Here is a 21,463-nt window from a genome sequence, read left to right on the forward strand (position 1 = left end):
TTTAACGTACTATACTCAAAATAACCTTGCTTAAATCTTCCTAATTCGTAGCGAACAAATCGCTACTGTTAGTGCTGTCAACAATATATCAAGGAACTCCTTAGTCAATCTTTATCCACTTACTGTTTTTGTAAGCGGCTGCAAAAGTAAAAACCTTTTTTATTCTGACCAAACTTTTGCTTAACTTTTTTCAAAAAACTTTCCCGCTATCACTCTCCTAATCTCCCTCGCAAAGCGGCTGCAAAACTAATACCTTTATTCGTTCTGACAAACTTTTTGAAACATTTTTTTAAAGAACTTTTTCGCTTCCTTCTTCATCAATCATTCTCCTCCAAAGCGGGTGCAAATATAGCACTTGTTTTTTGAATTATGCAAATAAAAAATAACGATTTTTTAACATAATCCACCAATATCCTACCCCACAACACTTTAGAAAATCAAAAAAAGGATAGCTAAGATAATAGATTTTCCTGAACCTGCCAATTATTTTTTCAATTCATAGGATTTTTTCCACTTATTAGAGAGTGTAGCATAGTCAAAATCCAGCACGCTTGGTTGTTTTTCCAGGTGATCCGCTGCAAATGCCCGCTGTAAAATATCTTCAATAAGATAATCTTCGTGTACGGATTCCGGATGATATTCCTCTTTCAGGGATATTTTAAAGATCTTCGCGGTGTTGTTATACCAGAAAGCACGCCACCCGTTACGGAGTTCTTTTACCAGGTCGAATGCTGTTGTCCCCGTTTGCCGATGGATAAGTTTCACAAGAATCTGCCCTTCCGTACGGGTGAGTTTCTTCAGTTCGTCCGTAAACTCCTCTTCGATGTATTTCTGAATACGCTTGGTGTACCATCTTTTTTTCGACCTGGATTCGATGAGATCAAGACGTCTGTTCAATTCCGTCAGACGCTCGGAAGCCAGTTTTGCATACGGATACACCTTCAACGTCTTCCTCTTTAATATATAATATCGTACCCGCTCTTCTCTCGAATCAAATTTGAGCCGATCAAAAACAAAGACTTCCTCCAGATCTATGGCGCTTCGCGGAACGGTATCTCCTTCCAGAAAAATATATTCCCGCTCCAGAGAATCCTTCACAACCTGTCCTTCCTGTGCCAGGACCACACCCCCCGGAACAAGTAAAAACACAAGAATATATACCAGCTTTCTCACCATAATAATACAAGGACACCGCTTTGGTCCCGGACGTAAATTTACAAACATTCTCTCTGCTGTCAACACGTCTGTCTCTTTTAACACAATCGATCTTACGAACAAAGCATCTTAAGATCTCAATACCCGGAAATACATACACGCTAAATATGCGGCCATTATACTGTTCAATGTGGTGGAATATTTTTATTTTCGTGGGATAAACAAATCAGTATATTATGGCCAAGAAAAAGGAAATTATCAATAAGAAATCTTTAGCTTTTCTCGAGAAGTATCTGAACAATGCCGCTCCCACGGGGTACGAATGGGAAGGACAGAAACTATGGATGGACTATCTGAAGCCTTATGTCGACACTTTTATCACCGACACCTACGGAACCGCCGTCGGCGTCATCAATCCGGATGCCCCCTACAAAGTAGTTATCGAAGGCCATTCGGATGAAATTTCCTGGTATGTCAACTATATTACCGATAACGGACTGCTCTACGTAATAAGGAACGGTGGAAGTGATCACCAGATAGCACCGTCCAAGTGGGTGAATATCCACACCAAAAAAGGAATTGTAAAAGGTGTTTTCGGATGGCCCGCCATCCATACGCGAAATTCCGGTAAAGAGGAAGCTCCGAAACTGGATAATATATTTATAGATATAGGAGCCAAAGACAAGAAAGAAGTTGAAGAAATGGGTGTACATGTAGGTTGTGTGATCACTTATCCCGACACCTTCCAGGTACTCAACGACAACAAATTGGTATGCCGGGCTATCGACAACCGTGTCGGAGGATTTATGATTGCCGAAGTGGCAAGGCTGCTTCACGAGAATAAGAAAGCGCTTCCTTTCGGCCTGTATATCACCAATTCGGTACAGGAAGAAATCGGACTCCGCGGAGCGGAAATGATTACGCAGACCATAAAACCCAATGTCGCCATCGTCACCGATGTTTGTCATGACACCACCACTCCGATGATCGACAAGAAGACCCAGGGGGAAACCAGGATCGGTGACGGCCCGGTAATATCTTATGCCCCTGCGGTACAAAACAAATTACGGGAACTTATTATAGATACCGCAGAAGCCAAAAAGATCCCTTTTCAGCGCATGGCCTCTTCCAGGTTCACCGGTACGGACACCGACGCGTTTGCCTATAGTAACGGTGGCGTTCCCTCTGCCCTGATCTCGCTTCCGTTGCGCTATATGCATACCACAGTAGAAATGGTGCATAAAGAAGATGTAGAAAATGTGATCCGCCTGATTTACGAATCACTGCTCAAAATCACCCCGGAAACCAGTTTCAGTTATTTCGATTAAATGGACGAATACGTAGACATACTGGATGACCAGGGAAATTATACCGGAAAAGTCCTTTTGAAGTCAGAAGTACATGCAAAGGGACTTTTCCATCCCACCATCCACGTCTGGTTGTTCACCGGAAAAGACGAGGTCGTACTCCAAAAACGATCATCCCTCAAGGATATCTTCCCCGGGCATTGGGATGTTTCCGTAGCAGGACACATTGCGGCAGGTGAAGCCCCCCTTCAGTCCGCCATACGCGAAACCAGGGAGGAACTCGGCCTGGAAGTATCACCGGACGAACTTCAAAAAATCGGTACATATACCACCGTAAAACAACATCGGCCAACTATAGTGGACAGAGAACTTCACCATATATATATATGTCGTCTGACCTCTTCTCCCGAGAGGCTCATCCTACAGGAATCGGAAGTCGAGGCCGTAAAACTCATGAAGATAAACGACTTTCTTCACGCCATCCGTATCCCCGATGCTTCCGATGCTTACGTCTGTCATCCCGAAGACTATTACAAACCGGTTTTCGACGCTATCCGTCAAAAAAATAGCTAAGCCTGTTTTGGCTGTACTCCTTAATATCTTTAAGACATGAAAAACACCATCGCACTCCGTATTGCCGATTTCCTGAAAAACCACCCGCCTTTTGATATGCTCAGCAAAGAACAGCTGCTTGAAGTATCTTCTCGCGTACAGGTCTTATATTATGATAAGAACAAGGTAATCTTTAACGAGAATGACGAAGGACACAACCAGTTTTATGTAGTTCACAAGGGGGCTGTTGCTCTTCAAAAACGAAGGGACGGACAGGATTTTACGACGATCGACAATTGCGACGAGGGAGATATCTTCGGGCTTCGCCCGCTGATCGCCAGGGAAAATTATGTCATTAAAGCTATGACCAGGGAAGAAAGTATCGTGTATGGCATCCCGATCGCCACCTTCCGCCCTATAGTGGAGCAAAATCCGCAGGTAGGCAACTTCCTTATCGAAAGCTTCGCGTCGAATACGGAGAACCCCTACTCGGAAGAATACCGGAAAAAACTCTATACAGAAGAGGATATTGATGTGCAACTGCAAACGACTACAGATCTCTCCGATCTGCAGCCCACCAAATATGTAAAGAATGTCTTTACCTGCCCTCCGGAAGAAACCACACAAAACGTAGCCCTGCTGATGCGTGAAAAAAATATCGGCTCCGTAGTAATCACCCATGAAGAAATCCCGGTAGGTATCGTTACCGACAGGGACCTCAAAAACAAAATAGTTACCGGGGACTTTCCTATCAGCACCCCGATACGCAATATTATGACCACTCCGGTGATCTGCTATCCTAAAAACACGACCATCGCCCAGGCACAGATAGCGCTGATGAAGCATAAAATAGGTCATCTCTGCATCACGAAAGACGGCACGCCGAAATCCAGACTTATAGGACTTATTTCGGAACACGATATCACAGTATCTCAGGGAAACAACCCTTCCGTGTTGATGAAAGCTATAAAGCGGGCTTCCAAGACCAAACATCTTAAACGTATTCATGAAAAGATCATGATCCTGCTCAAAGGATACATCCGTCAGAATATCCCGCTTACCCATATTTCCCGTATTATTACCGAGCTCAACGATGCTACCATCAAACGATGTATCGAACTTTCTCTTGCCAAAATTCCCGAAACACCACCGGTAAAATTCGCATGGATGTCACTTGGCAGTCAGGGCAGAAAAGAACAACTTTTGCATACCGATCAGGACAATGCCATTGTGTTTGAAAATGTAGTTGACGAAAGACTCGAAGAAACCAAAGCCTATTTTATCGCACTGGCCCAAAAGGTCACCAAACGCCTCAATACACTGGGATACGAATATTGCCCGGCAGATATGATGGCCAGCAATCCCAAATGGTGCCTGTCGCTGGACGAATGGAAAGCCCAGTTTACCAAATGGATCGCAGAACCGGGTGATGACGAGATCCTGCTTTGTTCTATCTTTTTTGATTTCGATATTTCTTACGGAGACAGTACGCTCACCGATATTCTGGGAAAACATATCTTCGAAAAAACTGCTCAGAACACCTATTTTTTCGCCATGCTCGGAAAAAGCGTACTACAGAATCCCTCACCACTGGGATTTTTCAGACAGTTCCTCGTAGAGCAGAACGGTGAATACAAAGACTTTTTTGATTTAAAAAAACGGGCTATAACTCCTATTACAGATGCGGGAAGGGTATTGATCCTATCCCACCAGATACAGCACATCAACAATACCGCAGAGCGTTTCGAAAAACTTGCCGAACTCGAACCGGAAAACAAACAACTCTATCTTTCCTGTTCATATACCTCCAAAGCACTGCTAAAATTCCGTACCAAGCATGGACTCATGCATAACGACTCCGGTCGCTACATTGAGCTCTCTGCCCTGTCCAAAGAAGAAAAAATGAAACTCAAACGATGTTTTAAAACGATCCGGGAAATCCAGGAACTCATAAAGATAAGGTATAAACTCACATCGTTTATTTAACAACAAATCCTTACATTTTTATATTTCCCTGACCTGATAGTGTGTTCAGGGTTACCCCATATTCGTATCCCGGCCATGCCGCAAACCAGCAGTCTATATAGTCTATAAACGGCAAAACCTATCTCCGAAAACAAAGAGATCACCAGGGTTTTTGATATGTCACCAGTAAACCGGTCCTTTACCCAGGTACTTTTCGGCGATCGGCAGATAGTAGTCCTTTATGTCTTCCAGGTCGTATATCGTATTGGATTTGGTGTACAGATCATATTGATTAAAATCTTTCACCCATTCCTTATATTTCCTGTCATTCTCATCGAGCAGTTCGGTATAGCTTCCTCCGCTGTGCCAGGGATAAAAAGAGTGGTAACGGATCATTACCATTCCCGCCTGCGGTATGCTGTTGCCCTTGTGGTTGCTCAAAACCTGATAGAGATATTCGTCATGTCCCCATGCCAGTGTAAGATTGTCAATACCACAACCTGGTTTGTAAATACCCAGGTGGGTATTGTACCGCGGATCCTGCATATCTTTATTAAGGGCATTGAACTCCGGGTAAACACAGGTATCCGGCAAAGCACAACCTACGACAAAAACATCACCTACCAGCCCCCATTGCTCGGCCTGGCTGGTACCATCCTCATCACATCCCCACAGGTACATTACTTTCCCCAGGTCGTGGATCAGCCCTACCAGTTGCATCCAATCCGGTCTGTTATCTTTGCGAATGGCCTCGGCAGACTGTACCAGATGTTGTACGTTGGGAAGGTCAAGGTCCGGATCGCTTACGTCGATGAGGGCATCCAGCTTTTCCATGGCATCCCATAAGTTCATGGGCTTGTCATAGGTAAGGTATTTTTTCTTCATCTGCCGGACATAATCAAAAGTCTGGCGTTCGCGCATTTTTTTATAATGTAGTCGCACCGCTGCATCTACATCAAGTTTATCATAGTTACGGAATTCTTTTTTTGTAGTTTCCATAGTCTGAGCTTCTCATTTTATCATTATTCGTCATGTATATTCTCATCCTCCCCATCCTTCGCGGTAACCTGATTACACATTCCCGAGAAGGATGTATATAGTTATGGTGATGAATACCAACGCAAAACTCAGGGGAACTGCATATTTCCAGGGCGTTACATTGAGGACTCCTCTATCTTTTATAACAAAGGTATTTTTCCTCGGATACCATAAAGATACAAAATGCATGATTAAAATGTTCAATAAAAATTCAAGTCCCCAGATATGGACAAAATGCAGATCTACCTGAAATATAAAATACGTAAGCACATAAAATACCAAGCCGAACAGCAGTCCGGCCTTTGCCCCTACAGCCGATACCTTAGGAAAGAGAAACCCGGCAAGGATAACACTGGCTATGGGGATAAAGAAAATGCCGTTTAGTTGTTGCAACAGCTGGTAGAGCCCCTGAGGTGCATTTTCTACAAACGGAGCAATACCAATGGCCAAAACACCCAGCACCGCCGAGACCCACTTTCCCGTACGTACCAGTTTCAGTTCTCCCGTATTCCGATTGATATATCTTTTGTAAAGATCCAGGCTAAAAACCGTGGCGGCACTATTCAGCGCACTGTTAAAGGTGCTCAGAATGGCTCCCATCATTACGGCTACGAAAAATCCCGTAAGCCAGAACGGCAAGACCTTTTTGACGAGCATGGGGTAAACACTGTCGGGATCGTCATAGAGGGAATTATCAAAATAATAAAAACCGATGAGCCCCGGTAAAACAATAACCAACGGAATGAGTATTTTCAGGACGCCCGTGTAAAGTAATCCCTTTTGGGCTTCTTTCAGGCTTACCGCTCCCAGTGCCCTCTGGATTATAGACTGGTGCATAGCCCAGAAATACAGCTGGTTGATCATAAGTCCGGTAAACAGCACCTCGAAGGGAAGAATGGCAGACCTGGATCCCGGTCCTATACCAGGTTCCCGGCTCATCACATTGAATTTGGAAGGGTCCTTTTCAAAAACTTCGGCAAGTCCGTCCAATATATTCCCTTTACCGATGCTCCAAAGCGCTATAACAGGCACCAACAGCCCGGCGATAAGCAGTCCGAAACCATTTATAGTATCGGTATAGGCTACCATTTTCAGGCCGCCGAATATAGCGTACACCGCCCCAATGCCTCCCACCACCAGGATGGTTATCCATATCCCCTGCGACCTGCTTACATCGAGCAGTTCCGAGATCCGGAATATAGCTTCGATATTGAGCGCTCCTGTGTAAAGGACAATAGGTAGAAGCGTAACCGTAAACGAAATGATAAGCAGCATGGCCACAATAGTACGGGTAGCACCGTCGAACCGCTTCTCGAGGAACTCGGGGATGGTGGTAAGCCCCATTTTCAGGTATCTCGGGGCAAAATACAGGGCTGCAATCACCAGGGCGAGCGCAGAAGTCACTTCCCAGGCAATGATGATGGCCCCGTTTTTATACGAAGAGCCGTTCATACCCACCAGGTGTTCCGTGGAAATATTGGTAAGCAGAAGCGAGCCCGCTATCACCACTCCCGTAAGCGATCTTCCGCCGAGAAAATAGCCGTCCTGTGTCTTCAGATTATCGCGGCGTAGTTTCCAGGTAGCGTAAAATGCTACAAAAGCGGTAAATAACAAAAAGCTAAGGAAAGTAAGCATGTATCAGGATAAATTAAGGAATGCCGTGAATTTACAAAAAAAATTGTTCGATACGAAAGCTGACATGAAGGAGACGTCCGGAACAAGCGCATAAAAACTTCAATCGCAACTCCTCATTACAGGTTTCAATTTACGGATTACACACTACCGCTTAAGTATTTTGTCGCCCGCCGGCCCGGAGCTTCATTCTAAACATGACAAGATAAACCTGTTTAAATTAGTAATCTTATTAAAATACAGGTTCTTTATGAACGACCACGTAAAAATTCATCGTAACATAAATTTTTGTTAACATCATATAGTTGCCACTCTTATAAAAAGCATTACTTTTGCGCATTCATTTATGAAACACAGAGCAACGACATACTTCAAAACCATTACGCCGCCCTGACAGCGGGAGGCATGCTCAGCAGCCGTTCCCTCTCTACGGGAAACCGGCCCTTTTTTATATACCATACATTGTATTACTGTTAAACACGGGTTAGTTATATACTGATCTACTATTTATAATGATTCGCATGAAGAAAATATTCAATCTATTTGATCTTTCGCAGAAGGTAAACTATAAAACAGAGATACTCTCCGGACTTACCGTGGCCCTGGCCCTGGTTCCGGAAGCTATTGCATTTGCTATGATCGCCGGATTTTCGCCTTTAACCGGGCTTTATGCTGCCTTTACCATGGGGCTGGTTACTTCCATACTCGGAGGACGTCCAGGAATGATCTCAGGGGCTACAGGTGCCGTGGCCGTGGTCTTTGTAGGGCTCATCCTGAAACTCAAAGAAGTTTATCCCGATATTACGCCGGAAGGCATCCTTCAGTATGTTTTTGCCACTGTGATCCTGGCCGGGGTCATACAGATTATAACAGGGTTATTACGCCTCGGAAAGTTTATCAGGCTGGTACCACAACCCGTCATGTTCGGTTTTGTCAACGGACTGGCCATTATCATATTCACAGCCCAGTTTACGCATTTTTATCAGAAAGAGAGTACGGAATTGCTCGATGGGTTTCCTATGATGGTCATGATCGGATTTGTGCTTCTCACTATGCTTATTATCTGGGGATTGCCAAAAATCACCAAAGCAGTGCCCTCTTCGCTGGTAGCCATACTGGTCGTATCGGCCATCGTTATAGGCTTTAATATCGAAACGACTACGGTAGCAGATACTCTGAAAGAAGGAGAAACTATCAAAGGGAGCTTTCCTCCGCTGTCCATTCCTGAAATCCCTTTCAGTTTCGACACCTTACTCCTTATCCTCCCCTTTTCCGCCATTATTGCCGGAGTAGGTATGATAGAAAGCCTGCTCAGCCTAAATATTATTGATGAAATTACCGAAACACGAGGAAGGAGCAATAAAGAATGTATTGCCCAGGGAACAGCCAATATCGTTACCGGGTTCTTTTCCGGAATGGGGGGATGTGCCATGCTCGGACAAAGCCTTATCAATATTTCATCGGGCGCAAGGGCCCGGCTTTCCGGAATCATTGCATCGGTTGGGCTGCTCTGTTTTATTATGTTCGGTTCCGAGCTTATCGAAAGGCTCCCTATGGCAGCGCTTGTGGGAGTGATGTTTATGGTAGCCATAGGGACGTTTGAATGGGCCAGTTTTAAGACGTTCCGAAAAATGCCGGCTACCGACGTCATGGTGATGGTGTTGGTTACGCTGATCACTGCATTTACCCACAACCTGGCTATGGCCGTACTGATAGGTGTTATCCTGTCTGCCCTTGCCTATGCCTGGGAAAATGCCAAACGAATCCGTGCCCGGAAATATACGGATGAAAACGGCATAAAGCACTACGAGATTTACGGACCGCTTTTCTTCGGCTCGGTAAAAGGCTTCTCCGAAAAATTTGATATTATCAATGACCCCAATGAAATTATCATTGACTTTGCAGAAAGCCGGGTGGCAGATATGTCTGCCATAGAAGCCCTCCATGCCATTACCGGGCGTTATGCAAGGCAGGGGAAAACCGTACACATTCGCCACCTGAGCAAAGACTGCCGCAGGCTTCTGCAGAATGCCGAGGCCATTATCGATGTCAATATCCTCGAAGATCCGGATTACAATGTCATGACCAACCGGATGTAACACGCCATGAGATATCATACACAGGAAAAGGAGCTGTCTGCAACGACGGCTCCTTTTTTAATAATACAGCCCGGAATTATATTAAAGAGGCTTTTGGCTGTATCCCTTACTCAGCAGGAAAATGATATAAAAAGAGACTTCTCAGGGAGGAGCAGTTTTCCGAAGTCTTTTCGGGCATATTCCCTCGCTGTCAGGATCGGCCGTACCACTTCTTTTACAGATAAATTCCGCCCCTCTTTTTACATACCGTCTGTACACAAAATTAGTATATTCGTAGTATTCGTTCCACCGCGGATCCAAAGCGCGTTGTGATTATTGTAAAAACGGAAAAAACACTCCGATGAGACCATACTATATAGCTGTATTAATGCTCTTATTGTCGGCATGCAACAGCACCAATAAAGAAGAAACAGAAGAATTCCGGACATTATTCGAAACTTCCGAAGGAAGAGAAACCCCGGAATACGAAGACGTCATGGCCTATTATATGAAGCTTGCCCGGACGTTCCCGGACATCAATCTCCAGACCATGGAAGATACCGACAGCGGGCACCCGCTGCATATCGTCACCTATAACCCCGGGGGAAGTTTCAACTTTAACCGTATCCGGGAAGACAAGCGTATTGTCATGATCATGAACGGAATTCATCCGGGAGAAAGCGACGGAATAGATGCTACCATGATGTTGCTCAGAGATTATGCCACCGGAAAAATTCCCACACCGGAAAAAACAGTGATCGTAGCCATTCCGGTTTACAATATAGGAGGTGCATTACAGCGCAACCAACATAGCAGAGCAAACCAGAACGGTCCGGAAACATACGGATTTCGGGGAAATGCAAGAAACTATGACCTGAACAGGGATTTTATAAAATCGGACACTAAAAATGCCACAGCCTTTGCAGAACTTTTTCACCTGGTTAAACCCGATGTCTTTATAGATACTCACGTTAGTAATGGTGCAGACTATCAATACACCCTTACACACCTCTTTACGCAACACAACAAACTGGGCGGCGAACTGGGAAACTATCTCAATAAGGAGATGATGCCACGCCTGGAAGAGAAACTGGCTGAAAAAGAATGGTACATTACGCCCTACGTCAATGTATTCAATCAGGTGCCTGAAACGGGATTTTCACAATTCATGGACTTCCCCCGTTACTCTACCGGGTACACGACACTCTGGAACACTCTGGGCATGATGGTAGAAACGCATATGCTGAAACCTTATAAACAACGTGTGGAAGGCACCTATGAATTATTAAAAGATATGGTGGAAATCACAGAAAAAGATCATGACAGGATCAGGGAACTCCGCACTAAAAATTTTGAAAGTTTTGCAAAAGCGCATGATTACCCGATACAATGGGCTGTGGATTCCACCGAAGTATCCACCTTACAGTTTCGCGGATACGAAGCGGATACTATCATCAGTGAAGTTACCGGTTTTCCGAGACTGAAATACGATCGCAGCAGACCCTTTACCAAACCCGTTTCCTATTACAATTTTTTCAAACCCGTAAAATCAGTGACTGTACCGGAAGCCTATATCATCCCCCGGCAATGGGAACATGTTATCGATCTTTTGAGAGCCAATGAAGTTATGCTGCAAGAGGTTGAAAAGGATACCGTACTCGACGTAGAAGTATATCATATTGCCGATTACCAAACCCGTAATACTGCTTTTGAAGGACATTACCTGCATTACAACACCTCGGTACGCACTACAAAAGCGCAAAAACAATTCCGGAAAGGCGATTATATGATACGGACCGACCAGCCCGCCATACGTTATCTGCTGGAAACCCTCGAACCGGAAGCTTCGGATTCCTTTTTCAACTGGAATTTTTTCGATGCCATATTACAACAAAAGGAACATTTTTCACCTTATGTTTTTGAGGATGTAGCCGCTGAAATTCTCCGTAAGGACCCCGCGCTGAAACAAGAGTTCGAATCGGAAAAAGCCAGAGATACTGTTTTTGCGCAGCACTGGTATGCACAACTCAACTGGATTTACGAGCATTCGGTATATTACGAAGAAGCCCACCTGCAATATCCGGTTTACCGGATCGTAAAATAGGCTTTACGGGGTTATTCAGAATCCGGATCATGGGACGGGTATTCGGGAACTCCTGTACATCCTTAATGATATCCCACGGCCTGTAATTCGAACAACTCGGCATACAGGCCTTTGTGTTGCATGAGGGCTTCGTGTGTACCGGATTCCAAAACTTTACCATATTGCAGTACCACAATAGTATCTGCCAATCTCACCGTACTGAAGCGGTGTGAAATGATAATAGCTGTTTTTCCTTCGGTAAGCCCGATAAATCTTTGAAAGGCTTCGTATTCGGCACGGGCATCCAGTGCAGCTGTGGGCTCGTCCAGAATAGCGATCTTCGCATCCTTCATGTAGGCTCTCGCCAGCGCAATTTTCTGCCACTGTCCACCGGAAAGATCAAGTCCGTCCGTAAAGCGACGACCGAGTTTCTGATCGTATCGCTGCGGTAAACCGGCAATAACCTGGTCAGCCAGGCTCTGCACCGCAGCGTTGAATATCTTTTCTCTGTTCTGTATCTCGGCAATATTACCGACAGCAATATTTTCGCCCGCAGAGAAATTATACTTTACGAAATCCTGGAAAATAACCCCGAAAAGCCCTTGATATGCTTCTTTGGGAAATTCCCGGATGTCAGTGCCATCCAGCAGAATCCGTCCCTTTACGGGTTCGTAAAACCGAAGCGCAAGCTTGATCAGCGTTGTTTTTCCCGCTCCGTTTTCTCCGACAAAAGCGAGCTTTTTACCTGCCGGAACACGAAAACTCACTCCTTTCAACACGTAATCTTCCCTGCCCGGATACCGAAACCAGACATCTTCAAATTCCAGTCCCCCATAAATTATATCAGGTATCGGATGCTTTTTATCCGGATCTTCTACCGGCGTTTCAAGATCGAGAAAATCAAAATAATCTTTGAGATAAAGCGCACTTTCCGTAATCTGACTGAATCTGAAAAAAATGGCCTGCAACTGTCCCCGCAACCTGCTGAAAGAACCCGATAAAAACGTGAGGTCACCTACGGTTAACACGCCTCCTACTACCCTGAAAATAATGAGCACAAAAGCTCCGTAATACGATAGTACACCGAGGATATTAAAAGTACCACCCCATACATTCCGCCGTATCGCAAGCTTTCGGGTTACTTTATAATAGGCGTCCGAAAGCCTTTTGAAGCGTTCTGCAATATATCCGGTGAGGCCAAAAAGCTTCACTTCCTTTGCAGTAATATCACTCGCTCCTACATAACGGAGATCATCCAGCTCACGTCTTTCCATAGTCCAGCCCCGGGCCAGGGAATAACTCTTCTGACTAAACTTGATCTCATTGAGAAAAGCCGGAATAACGGCAAGGACAAGCAAAACTATAAGCCAGGGTTCAAAAACCGTGAGCGCGGTAACCAGAGAGATCACTGTAATACTATCCTGAAACTGAGCCATGATATTGGACATTAACGAAACTCTCCCGACGGTCTGCCGACGCGCTCTTTCGAGTTTGTCATAAAACTCAGCATCTTCAAGCTGGCTCAATTCGATCTCGGCTGTTTTATTGATGATCTCCACGGAAGATTTGTTGGAGTAAAGATCTCCGATAAGCGTATCGGTAAGGTTCGTGGCCCGGCTCACGAGGTCGGAAGTTACAGCGAGAGCGAGTTCTGTGGCCACGAGCATCCACAACCTGCTGAAATCTTTATCGGCTTCATCGATCTGCAATACGACTTCATCAAGTATCAGCTTTCCCACCCACAACAAGAGCACCGGAATGGCCGAGTTTATAATCCGCGTCACTATATTCACATAAAAAAGCCCGGGTGACACCTCCCGTATCTTCCCGAAAAACCGTGGAAGGTACTGAAGAGAACCCAGGCGTTCTTTCCATCCTATTTTGGACGTTTCCGAACCGGCAACCGTTTTTTTTCGAGGCATAGATTGTGTTTTGACCTATAAAAATAGGCTTTTTACACATTCCGGCCTCGCCCGACGTTTACTTTTCGTCCGGTCCTATTATGTAATTACTGCTTTTTCCAGGGTTTCCGGTTTTTATACCTTGGTCCGGTCAGGTCTTCCCTGTTTTTTCTTGTGACTACTTTTTTAACCGAATCCTGCTTTTGCCAGACGCGGGTGTTTTTGGCTTTAGGACCTGTCACGGTTTCTCTTTCGGGAGCATGATATACTTCGATAGATTTTGCTTCCTTATTCCATACTTTTTCGTTCTTGACCTTGGGTCCTGTGAGAGCGCTCTGCTGCCCGTACGAAACGGACATGGAAAGCACCGTACAGATTAAAATAAATGTATTTTTCATAATGCCTGTTTTTTGTGATACTGCAAAAATAAGCATTAAAAAACAGCTTTTTATTAAAAAATATATAAAATTTGACTTAAAATTTAAGAATACAGTTATCAGACAGTAAATAACGAACGAATGTTGGCATAGGAATTTTGCAGTGCCTCGGCGACCTCTTCAGAGGTCTTCCATTCTACCTTTTCTATACCTTCTTCACACTGTGCTTTAAACCTCCCGTTGAATGTACTGCTCATAGTATACCAATGGGTTTCCTTGAGTTTGTAAACCCCGTTTCTTTTGAATATATGGTAGGTCTTTTGAAGAAAAGTTCCCATCCTTAATTTTTTAATACCGGTTTCCTCTTCTACTTCTCTTAGTGCCGCTTCTTCTATAGATTCCTTTTTTTCCAGCTTTCCCTTAGGCAGGTCCCACTTTCCGTTTCTGTAAATAAACAGGACCTTATTATCCGGATTGGTTACCAGACCTCCGGCAGCCACCACCAAAGGCAGTTTTTCCTTAAACTTAGACAACAAACGTTCTTTTTCCGGGTCATACAAATGTGCGCAAGTCATTTCTCCCTTCTGAAACTGTCTGATGACTTCTTCTATACTCACACTGTCGAGCAAAAACAATTTATGCTTCCCCTCTTTGGTGAGTACATTAGTTAAAATAATTGGATTATCATTTACAAAAACTTCATACATTTGTCACCATGGTTTTAGACAAAAATACCGCTAAGAAAACAGCAGAACTTTTGTTGCAAATTAATGCAATAAAATTGAATCCGAAAAATCCTTTTACATGGGCTTCCGGATGGAAATCGCCTATTTATTGTGACAACAGAATTTCTTTGTCCTTCCCGCCTATCCGCAATTTTATCCGCGAGAATATGGCACGACAAATCGAAGAACATTACGGCAGGCCCGATGTTATTGCGGGCGTAGCCACCGGGGCTATCGGTATCGGAATACTCGTTGCCGAATACCTTAGTCTTCCTTTCGTTTATGTAAGACCCGAACCCAAGAAACACGGCAGACAAAACCAGATAGAAGGTTTTCTGGACCAGGGGCAGAACGTAGTCGTTGTGGAAGACCTTATCAGCACCGGAAAAAGCAGTCTCAATGCCGTGGAAGCTTTACGCGAACAGGGCGCTAACGTAAAAGGTATGATGGCCATCTTTTCGTACGGATTTGACATTGCCGCAAAAAACTTTGAAGACCAGAAAGTATCCCTCACCACATTGAGTAATTACGACTACCTCCTGGAGCAGGCGGTAGACACCAATTACATCAACGAAACCGAGTTGCATACGCTGAAAGAATGGAGAACAGCCCCCGCTGTCTGGAAAGCCACTGCTATCTGATAAAACAGATTCGGAAAACCGGTTATATGTGACGGAGCACGTTGTTTTGACACTAATACAGATTGTATATGCACATAGAAAGTCCGAAAACTACAGTTAACAAATCACAGGAAGAACTTTTTAACTTCCTTTCCGACGTAAAGAATTTCGAAAGCATCATGCCGGAAAATACCAGCATGTTCGAAGTACTGACCGATACCAAGTTTGCTTTTGCACTGAAAGGCATGCCCGAAATCGTACTTGAACTCAAAGAAAAAAATGAGTTCGACCGCGTCGTACTCGGTGCAGCCAGCAACAAGCTTCCTTTTACGCTAACTGCCGACATACAACCGGTAGACGGGACTACGAGTGAAGTCGGCCTGAGCTTCGAAGGCGAGTTCAACGCCATGATGGGTATGATGATCAAAGGGCCGATAACCAGCTTCATCAATACTTTGACCGAAAATCTCGGCAAACTCTAAAGGCAGAAATAAAAAACAGTACAAGTAAGAAGGTTACACCGTTAAGATTTTGTGTGACCTTTTTTAGTACATCAATCGCACTTCCTTCAAATCGTATTCCCTGCGTACAGCGTCTTCCTGTTCCAGAATCAGCTTGCCTGCATCGGACACCCCCCGGATAAATCCCATGAAAAGCCCGCCATCCTTATCCGCAAAAGTAGAAGGCTTGTCCCGGCGAAACAGATTTTTTTCATACCACAGCTTGAGCTCGTTCAGCTTTCTTTCCGCTAAAAAATTTTCACAATCCTGTAGTTCTTTTACAATAGCATGCATCAGCTCATCGAGGTTGTAGGTTACCCCCGTAATCTGTTTCAGAGATCCGGCATGAGGCAGTCCTCCGAAATCCGTCTGATTGACATTCAACCCCATTCCTATTACTGCAGCATCAAGCTCACCTTTTTTGATAATACTCTCTATCAATACGCCACATACTTTCTTATTGGCTGACAAAATGTCGTTAGGCCACTTAATTCTCAGTCCCGGAATATTAAATTTCTTCAATGCCTTTACTATCGCCAGAGAAGTCGCCATACTCAAACTGAATATTTCCTCTTTACGGATACACGATATTTTCTTATAAACACTAAATGTCAGGTTTTTACCGGGGTGCGAATTCCATACCGTTCCCATTTGTCCTCTTCCCCGGGTCTGTTCGCGGGTCATAACCACGGTGTAGTCATGTAGGATTCCGGAAGCACTTAATTCCTTCAAGTAAGAATTGGTGGAATCAATGGCATTAAGTTTGATGATGTGCATGTAGAATATAAATGTTCTGTTAAATAGAATAGTTAAAGAAACAAAAAAGTAATAACTTTGCGAAAATAACCAATTATCAGCAGGCCTTACTTGTGATAATTAGGTCAGGCAGACGGGGAAAGCCTTGTACGACATTCGCGAAAACGGTACGAGACCCGGTACAAATTTAAACACATGAAAGTTAATGGCAAAAAAGAATAGTAGTACAGATCAACTCATTGCAATAATCTTGAAGGGAATAGAAGATGTTAAGGGAAAAGATATAAATATACTGGATCTTAGAGAAATTGAGAATACGGTTTGTGACTATTTCATCATCTGCAACGGTACTTCCAATACCCAGGTAAATGCCATCGTAAACTCCATCCAAAAAAATGTAAGTAAGGAAATCCACGACAAACCGTGGCACGTCGAAGGTACCGATAATGCCGAATGGGTTCTTATGGACTACGTCAATGTAGTAGTTCATGTTTTCCAGAAACACATTCGCGAATATTATGACATCGAAGGCCTTTGGGGCGATGCGAAAGTCACCTCCGTTCCAACCGATTATTAATGTATATTTTTTAGACAAAGACTTGTAATTAATGGCAAAAGACAACCCAAATAACAAAAAACCGAGGTTCAGTTCTTACTGGATTTATGCAATCATTTTGTTTGTGATTATCGGAGTTAACCTGTTCTCAGGGGGAAGTAGCTGGCAAAAACTCAAGCCCACTACTCCATCCGAGCTACAGGAATTTCTTAAAAACGGTGATGTAGAAAAAATACTGATCATAACCAACACCAGACAGGCTAAGGTTTTTTTGACCAAAGATGCCCTGGCCAAAGAAGACCACAAGGATGTAGGGGACAACTCCCTGCTCCCCGCAAGCGGTTCATCGCCACAGTACGAAGTAAAATTCGGCGATCTCCAGAATTTCGAAAACGAGATCAAGAAAACCATAAAGGACAACAACCTCCCTACCGTCATCGGATATGACCAGGAGTCTAACCTTCTCGGAGATTTTATAATCACCATCCTTCCCTTTGTACTCATTATCGGAATATGGATATTCCTGATGCGACGAATGGCAGGAGGCGGAGCCGGAGGAGCCGGAGGACAGATCTTTAATATCGGGAAATCCAAAGCGAGACTTTTCGATGAAAAGACCGAAACCAAAGTCACCTTCAAAGATGTTGCCGGACTGGAAGGTGCCAAAGAAGAAGTACAGGAAATTGTGGAATTCCTCAGGAATCCGGACAAATATACGTCTCTCGGAGGTAAGATCCCCAAAGGCGCACTCCTGGTAGGCTCTCCGGGAACTGGTAAAACACTCCTGGCCAAAGCAGTAGCCGGGGAAGCCAAAGTTCCTTTCTTTTCCCTTTCCGGATCGGACTTTGTCGAAATGTTTGTCGGCGTAGGTGCCTCCAGGGTACGCGACCTCTTTAAACAAGCTAAAGACAAATCACCTTCTATTATATTTATCGATGAAATCGATGCCATAGGACGTGCAAGGGGAAAGAGCAATTTTACCGGCTCCAACGACGAACGGGAGAACACTCTAAACCAGCTGCTTACGGAGATGGATGGTTTTGACACCAATACGAATGTCATTGTCCTTGCCGCTACCAACCGTGCCGATGTTCTCGACAAAGCTTTGATGCGAGCCGGACGATTTGACAGGCAGATCTTCGTGGATCTTCCGGACATCAGGGAGCGAAAGGAAATTTTCGAAGTACACCTTCGCCCTATAAAAACTTCCGAAGCGCTTGACCTCGAATTTCTGGCCAAACAAACTCCAGGCTTCTCCGGGGCAGATATTGCCAACGTTTGTAACGAGGCTGCACTGATCGCTGCCAGAAAGGGCAAAAAGGCAGTAGACAAGCAGGATTTCCTCGATGCCGTAGACCGTATCATAGGAGGTCTGGAAAAGAAAAACAAAATCATCACACCTGAAGAAAAGAAAACCATAGCCTTCCACGAAGCCGGGCATGCCACGGTAAGCTGGATGCTCGAACATGCCGCACCGCTGGTTAAAGTAACCATCGTGCCCCGCGGACAATCTCTCGGCGCAGCATGGTACCTCCCGGAAGAACGCCTTATCGTACGTCCGGAACAAATGCTGGACGAAATGTGTGCCGCCCTCGGAGGAAGAGCCGCAGAAAAGGTAATGTTCGGTAAGATCTCGACCGGAGCACTAAGCGACCTCGAGAAAGTGACCAAACAAGCTAAAGCCATGGTTACCATTTACGGGCTTAACGACAAAATAGGAAACCTCACCTATTACGATTCCAGCGGACAGAGCGAATACGGCTTCACAAAACCGTATAGCGAAGAGACTGCTATCGTTATAGACAAAGAAATATCCAATATCATCGAGGAGCAGTATGCACGTGCTGTGAAACTTTTATCCGAAAACAAGGATAAACTCACAGAACTGGCAGAACGCCTTCTGGAGAAAGAAGTGATATTCAAGGACGACCTCGAAAGAATTTTCGGAAGACGTCCCTTCGAAAAGGAAGAAGAAGAAACCGTAGAAAACTGACCTTTTCACAAAACAGATCAAATCACTGCCGGCGCTCACTCTGAAGCCGGCATATTTGTTGTAAATAACACGTAAAACAAGGATTTATCGCAGAATATTTTTAACTTTACATAAAAATAAAAGGCGACTTTTCCCGTTGAATATTGAATGAAGCTATTTAAGAAGATTCTGGACATTATAAATAAACCGAATCCTGACGAAGATCCCGTCGAGGAACGAGGTAAGTTTATGCCTAATATCGATCTTCCGGTAGACGAAAAATTTACGATCAATTTTAAGAAGAACGGTGGTAAATTCATCTACTGTGATTCGATAGAAGAGATATACGACAGTTTCGGCAGCATTCTGGCCGAGAACAACTGGAATGACAAGAAAATCTTCTGTGTAAATGCCAAACTCAGGGAAAAATTCGAAAAGCTGGGCGGACAATTTTCCTCAAACCTTCAGGGGAGCCATGCTTTTATTACAACCTGTGAGAATCTTGTAGCAGATAACGGAGCCATTCTCATCAGTTCTAACCAGATAGGAGAACTCAAGCTGCATGATCTACCGGACAACCTGATCCTTTTTGCCACTACAAGTCAGCTGGTAAACACTATCGGAGAAGGCCTGAGAGGTATAAAAAACAAGAATAAAGACCACATTCCCACCAACATCACTACAATAAAACACTTCAATACTCAGGGAGAAAAGAATTTTCTTAACTACGGAAGTAATTCAAAAAACTTATATTTGCTCCTTCTCGAAGATTTGTAGAATGAAAGACCTCCTCACGCGTTCCATTACGGGAATACTCTATGTTTTCCTGTTATTATCGGCAGTGTTTTTAAGCAGTGACGCCTTCGATTTCCTGTTTTTGTCTTTCGGGCTTATATGCATATATGAGTTTAAAAAGCTTATTAAACTCAGCGGTTATTACATTTTCATAGCCTTTCTCCTTATCTGGTGGTTATTTGTACACCTCGTCCAGGAAGAAACCGCTGTTTTTCTCCTGTTAGCAGTAACCCTTTCGGTGAACCTCTTTCTGATTGCTTTACTCTATTCCGGCAAGCAGCTGAAAAACCTAAGAGAGGTCCATAAATTCATCATCACGTTGTTCTATATCGGGGCGGGATGTATCTTTCTGACGATGATCCCTTATCACAATCATGACAATCCTTTTGCCAAATTCGTTATTATTGGTATTTTTATATTAATTTGGATTAACGATTCTTTTGCCTACCTGGTCGGAAGAAGCCTGGGAAGAACCAAATTATTTCCCAGTATTTCTCCGAACAAAACCATAGAAGGTTTCGTCGGCGGGATGGTATTTTCATTGATTGCCGCGTATATATTTTCTATTTACAATAAGGATCTGAGTACGCTGCAATGGATAACCCTCTCTCTCGTTGTGGTCATCACAGGTACTCTGGGAGATCTTATAGAATCTAAATTCAAAAGGCTTGCGGGAGTTAAGGACAGCGGGGCCATACTACCCGGACACGGCGGGCTGCTCGACCGGCTGGACAGCATTATTTTCCTCGCACCTTTTACATATCTGACTTTACAATTTTTTCTGTATGTTTCATAAAGAAGGACATAAAATCATCATCATTACCTTTCTATTGGTCGTGAGCGCCATTTTGCTTACGGAATATTTTATTCCCGTAGCCTGGCTGAAATTCACCCTGCAAATCGGGGCTATTGTAATACTCATCCTGATATTACAGTTTTTCCGTAACCCCAAACGGACATCCGTACCTGAGGAAAGCCATATCATCTCCCCTGTAGATGGAAAAGTCGTTGTTATCGAGGAAGTATATGATAAGGAATATTTCAAAGACAAGAGAATACAGGTTTCCATATTCATGTCTCCCGTAAATGTACACGTTACCCGATATGCTCTTAGCGGAGAAGTCGTTTACAGCAAATACCATCCCGGTAAGTACCTGGTGGCCTGGCATCCGAAATCGTCGGAAGAAAACGAGAGGACCTCAGTGGTCGTCCGAAATAAGGTTTGGGGAGAAGTTATGTACAAACAAATCGCCGGAGCCATGGCCAAACGTATTGTAAACTATGCCACGGAAGGCTCACAGGCCATCCAGGGAGCAGATGCCGGTTTTATCAAATTCGGTTCCCGTGTAGACCTTTTGCTACCTCTTGACAGCAAAATCAATGTAAACCTCAACCAGAAAGTCAAAGGAGGAATAGATATTATCGCCGAAAAATAAAAACAGCAAAGTGAG

At 44.2% G+C, this 21,463-nt stretch carries 19 protein-coding genes; 12 read left to right on the forward strand and 7 right to left on the reverse strand.

Annotated features, from left to right (window positions below; all coding sequences use genetic code 11):
• Positions 1-483: 483 nt before the first annotated feature.
• Complete coding sequence (locus BT112_RS18855; protein WP_072319057.1) at positions 484-1,176, reverse strand: DUF4294 domain-containing protein; 693 nt, start codon at positions 1,174-1,176, stop codon at positions 484-486.
• A gap of 215 nt (positions 1,177-1,391) precedes the next feature.
• Between BT112_RS18855 and BT112_RS18860 the strand changes: the two genes are divergently transcribed.
• The 3 genes from BT112_RS18860 to BT112_RS18870 are packed head-to-tail and all read left to right on the forward strand — an operon-like array spanning position 1,392 to position 5,000.
• Positions 1,392-2,483, forward strand: a complete 1,092-nt coding sequence (locus BT112_RS18860) for a M42 family metallopeptidase (protein ID WP_072319024.1) — start codon at positions 1,392-1,394, stop codon at positions 2,481-2,483.
• The gene (locus BT112_RS18865; protein WP_072319025.1) at positions 2,484-3,035 is read left to right on the forward strand and encodes an NUDIX hydrolase; all 552 of its coding nucleotides are present in this window, start codon (positions 2,484-2,486) and stop codon (positions 3,033-3,035) included.
• 36 nt (positions 3,036-3,071) lie between these two features.
• On the forward strand, positions 3,072-5,000 hold the full coding sequence (locus BT112_RS18870) for a DUF294 nucleotidyltransferase-like domain-containing protein (protein ID WP_072319026.1): 1,929 nt from the start codon (positions 3,072-3,074) through the stop codon (positions 4,998-5,000).
• Between the two features lie 159 nt (positions 5,001-5,159).
• On the opposite strand, the gene BT112_RS18875 is transcribed toward BT112_RS18870, so the two are convergent.
• Both BT112_RS18875 and BT112_RS18880 read right to left on the reverse strand, forming a co-directional pair.
• Entirely contained in the window at positions 5,160-5,978 is an 819-nt protein-coding gene (locus tag BT112_RS18875; RefSeq protein WP_072319027.1) for an inositol oxygenase family protein, read from the reverse strand.
• Positions 5,979-6,050: 72 nt separating this feature from the next.
• Positions 6,051-7,652: a solute:sodium symporter family transporter gene (locus tag BT112_RS18880; RefSeq protein ID WP_072319028.1), complete on the reverse strand. Its 1,602-nt coding sequence runs from the start codon at positions 7,650-7,652 to the stop codon at positions 6,051-6,053.
• A 518-nt stretch (positions 7,653-8,170) separates the two neighbouring features.
• On the opposite strand from BT112_RS18880, the gene BT112_RS18885 reads away from it, so the two are divergent.
• Both BT112_RS18885 and BT112_RS18895 read left to right on the forward strand, forming a co-directional pair.
• Complete coding sequence (locus tag BT112_RS18885; protein ID WP_072319058.1) at positions 8,171-9,748, forward strand: SulP family inorganic anion transporter; 1,578 nt, start codon at positions 8,171-8,173, stop codon at positions 9,746-9,748.
• A 340-nt stretch (positions 9,749-10,088) separates the two neighbouring features.
• Positions 10,089-11,831 carry a M14 family metallopeptidase gene (locus BT112_RS18895; RefSeq protein ID WP_072319030.1) on the forward strand — a complete coding sequence of 581 codons (1,743 nt, stop codon included), beginning with the start codon at positions 10,089-10,091 and terminating at the stop codon, positions 11,829-11,831.
• A 62-nt stretch (positions 11,832-11,893) separates the two neighbouring features.
• Here BT112_RS18895 and BT112_RS18900 read toward each other — a convergent pair whose 3' ends face one another.
• The 3 genes from BT112_RS18900 to BT112_RS18910 all read right to left on the reverse strand — a co-directional run bounded on the left by BT112_RS18900 (position 11,894) and on the right by BT112_RS18910 (position 14,795).
• Positions 11,894-13,732 carry an ABC transporter ATP-binding protein gene (locus BT112_RS18900; RefSeq protein ID WP_072319031.1) on the reverse strand — a complete coding sequence of 613 codons (1,839 nt, stop codon included), beginning with the start codon at positions 13,730-13,732 and terminating at the stop codon, positions 11,894-11,896.
• Positions 13,733-13,818: 86 nt separating this feature from the next.
• The gene (locus tag BT112_RS18905) at positions 13,819-14,109 is read right to left on the reverse strand and encodes a hypothetical protein (RefSeq protein WP_072319032.1); all 291 of its coding nucleotides are present in this window, start codon (positions 14,107-14,109) and stop codon (positions 13,819-13,821) included.
• A gap of 98 nt (positions 14,110-14,207) precedes the next feature.
• Positions 14,208-14,795 (reverse strand): NUDIX hydrolase, encoded by a 588-nt coding sequence (locus BT112_RS18910; RefSeq protein ID WP_072319033.1) that lies wholly within the window; start codon positions 14,793-14,795, stop codon positions 14,208-14,210.
• Between the two features lie 8 nt (positions 14,796-14,803).
• Here BT112_RS18910 and pyrE point away from each other — a divergent pair, with 8 nt between their 5' ends.
• Positions 14,804-15,454, forward strand: a complete 651-nt coding sequence (pyrE, locus tag BT112_RS18915; RefSeq protein WP_072319034.1) for an orotate phosphoribosyltransferase — start codon at positions 14,804-14,806, stop codon at positions 15,452-15,454.
• Positions 15,455-15,522: 68 nt separating this feature from the next.
• A complete protein-coding gene (locus BT112_RS18920) occupies positions 15,523-15,915 on the forward strand; it encodes an SRPBCC family protein (protein WP_072319035.1) in 393 nt (130 codons plus the stop codon).
• Positions 15,916-15,978: 63 nt separating this feature from the next.
• Here the strand turns inward: BT112_RS18920 and BT112_RS18925 are convergent, their stop codons facing one another.
• Complete coding sequence (locus BT112_RS18925; protein WP_072319036.1) at positions 15,979-16,710, reverse strand: biotin--[acetyl-CoA-carboxylase] ligase; 732 nt, start codon at positions 16,708-16,710, stop codon at positions 15,979-15,981.
• Positions 16,711-16,894: 184 nt separating this feature from the next.
• Here BT112_RS18925 and rsfS point away from each other — a divergent pair, with 184 nt between their 5' ends.
• The 5 genes from rsfS (at position 16,895) to BT112_RS18950 (ending at position 21,448) form a co-directional block, all read left to right on the forward strand.
• A complete protein-coding gene (gene rsfS / locus BT112_RS18930) occupies positions 16,895-17,266 on the forward strand; it encodes a ribosome silencing factor (RefSeq protein WP_072319037.1) in 372 nt (123 codons plus the stop codon).
• 31 nt (positions 17,267-17,297) lie between these two features.
• On the forward strand, positions 17,298-19,238 hold the full coding sequence (gene ftsH, locus BT112_RS18935; protein WP_072319038.1) for an ATP-dependent zinc metalloprotease FtsH: 1,941 nt from the start codon (positions 17,298-17,300) through the stop codon (positions 19,236-19,238).
• A gap of 147 nt (positions 19,239-19,385) precedes the next feature.
• A complete protein-coding gene (locus BT112_RS18940; RefSeq protein ID WP_072319039.1) occupies positions 19,386-19,994 on the forward strand; it encodes an LUD domain-containing protein in 609 nt (202 codons plus the stop codon).
• 1 nt (position 19,995) lies between these two features.
• Entirely contained in the window at positions 19,996-20,808 is an 813-nt protein-coding gene (locus BT112_RS18945) for a phosphatidate cytidylyltransferase (protein WP_072319040.1), read from the forward strand.
• On the forward strand, positions 20,798-21,448 hold the full coding sequence (locus BT112_RS18950; protein ID WP_072319041.1) for a phosphatidylserine decarboxylase family protein: 651 nt from the start codon (positions 20,798-20,800) through the stop codon (positions 21,446-21,448). Before BT112_RS18945 ends, BT112_RS18950 begins: the two co-directional genes overlap by 11 nt.
• The last annotated feature ends 15 nt before the right edge of the window (positions 21,449-21,463 follow it).

Origin of the sequence: Sinomicrobium oceani (assembly GCF_900119185.1) — a bacterium.
Lineage (GTDB): Bacteria > Bacteroidota > Bacteroidia > Flavobacteriales > Flavobacteriaceae > Sinomicrobium > Sinomicrobium oceani.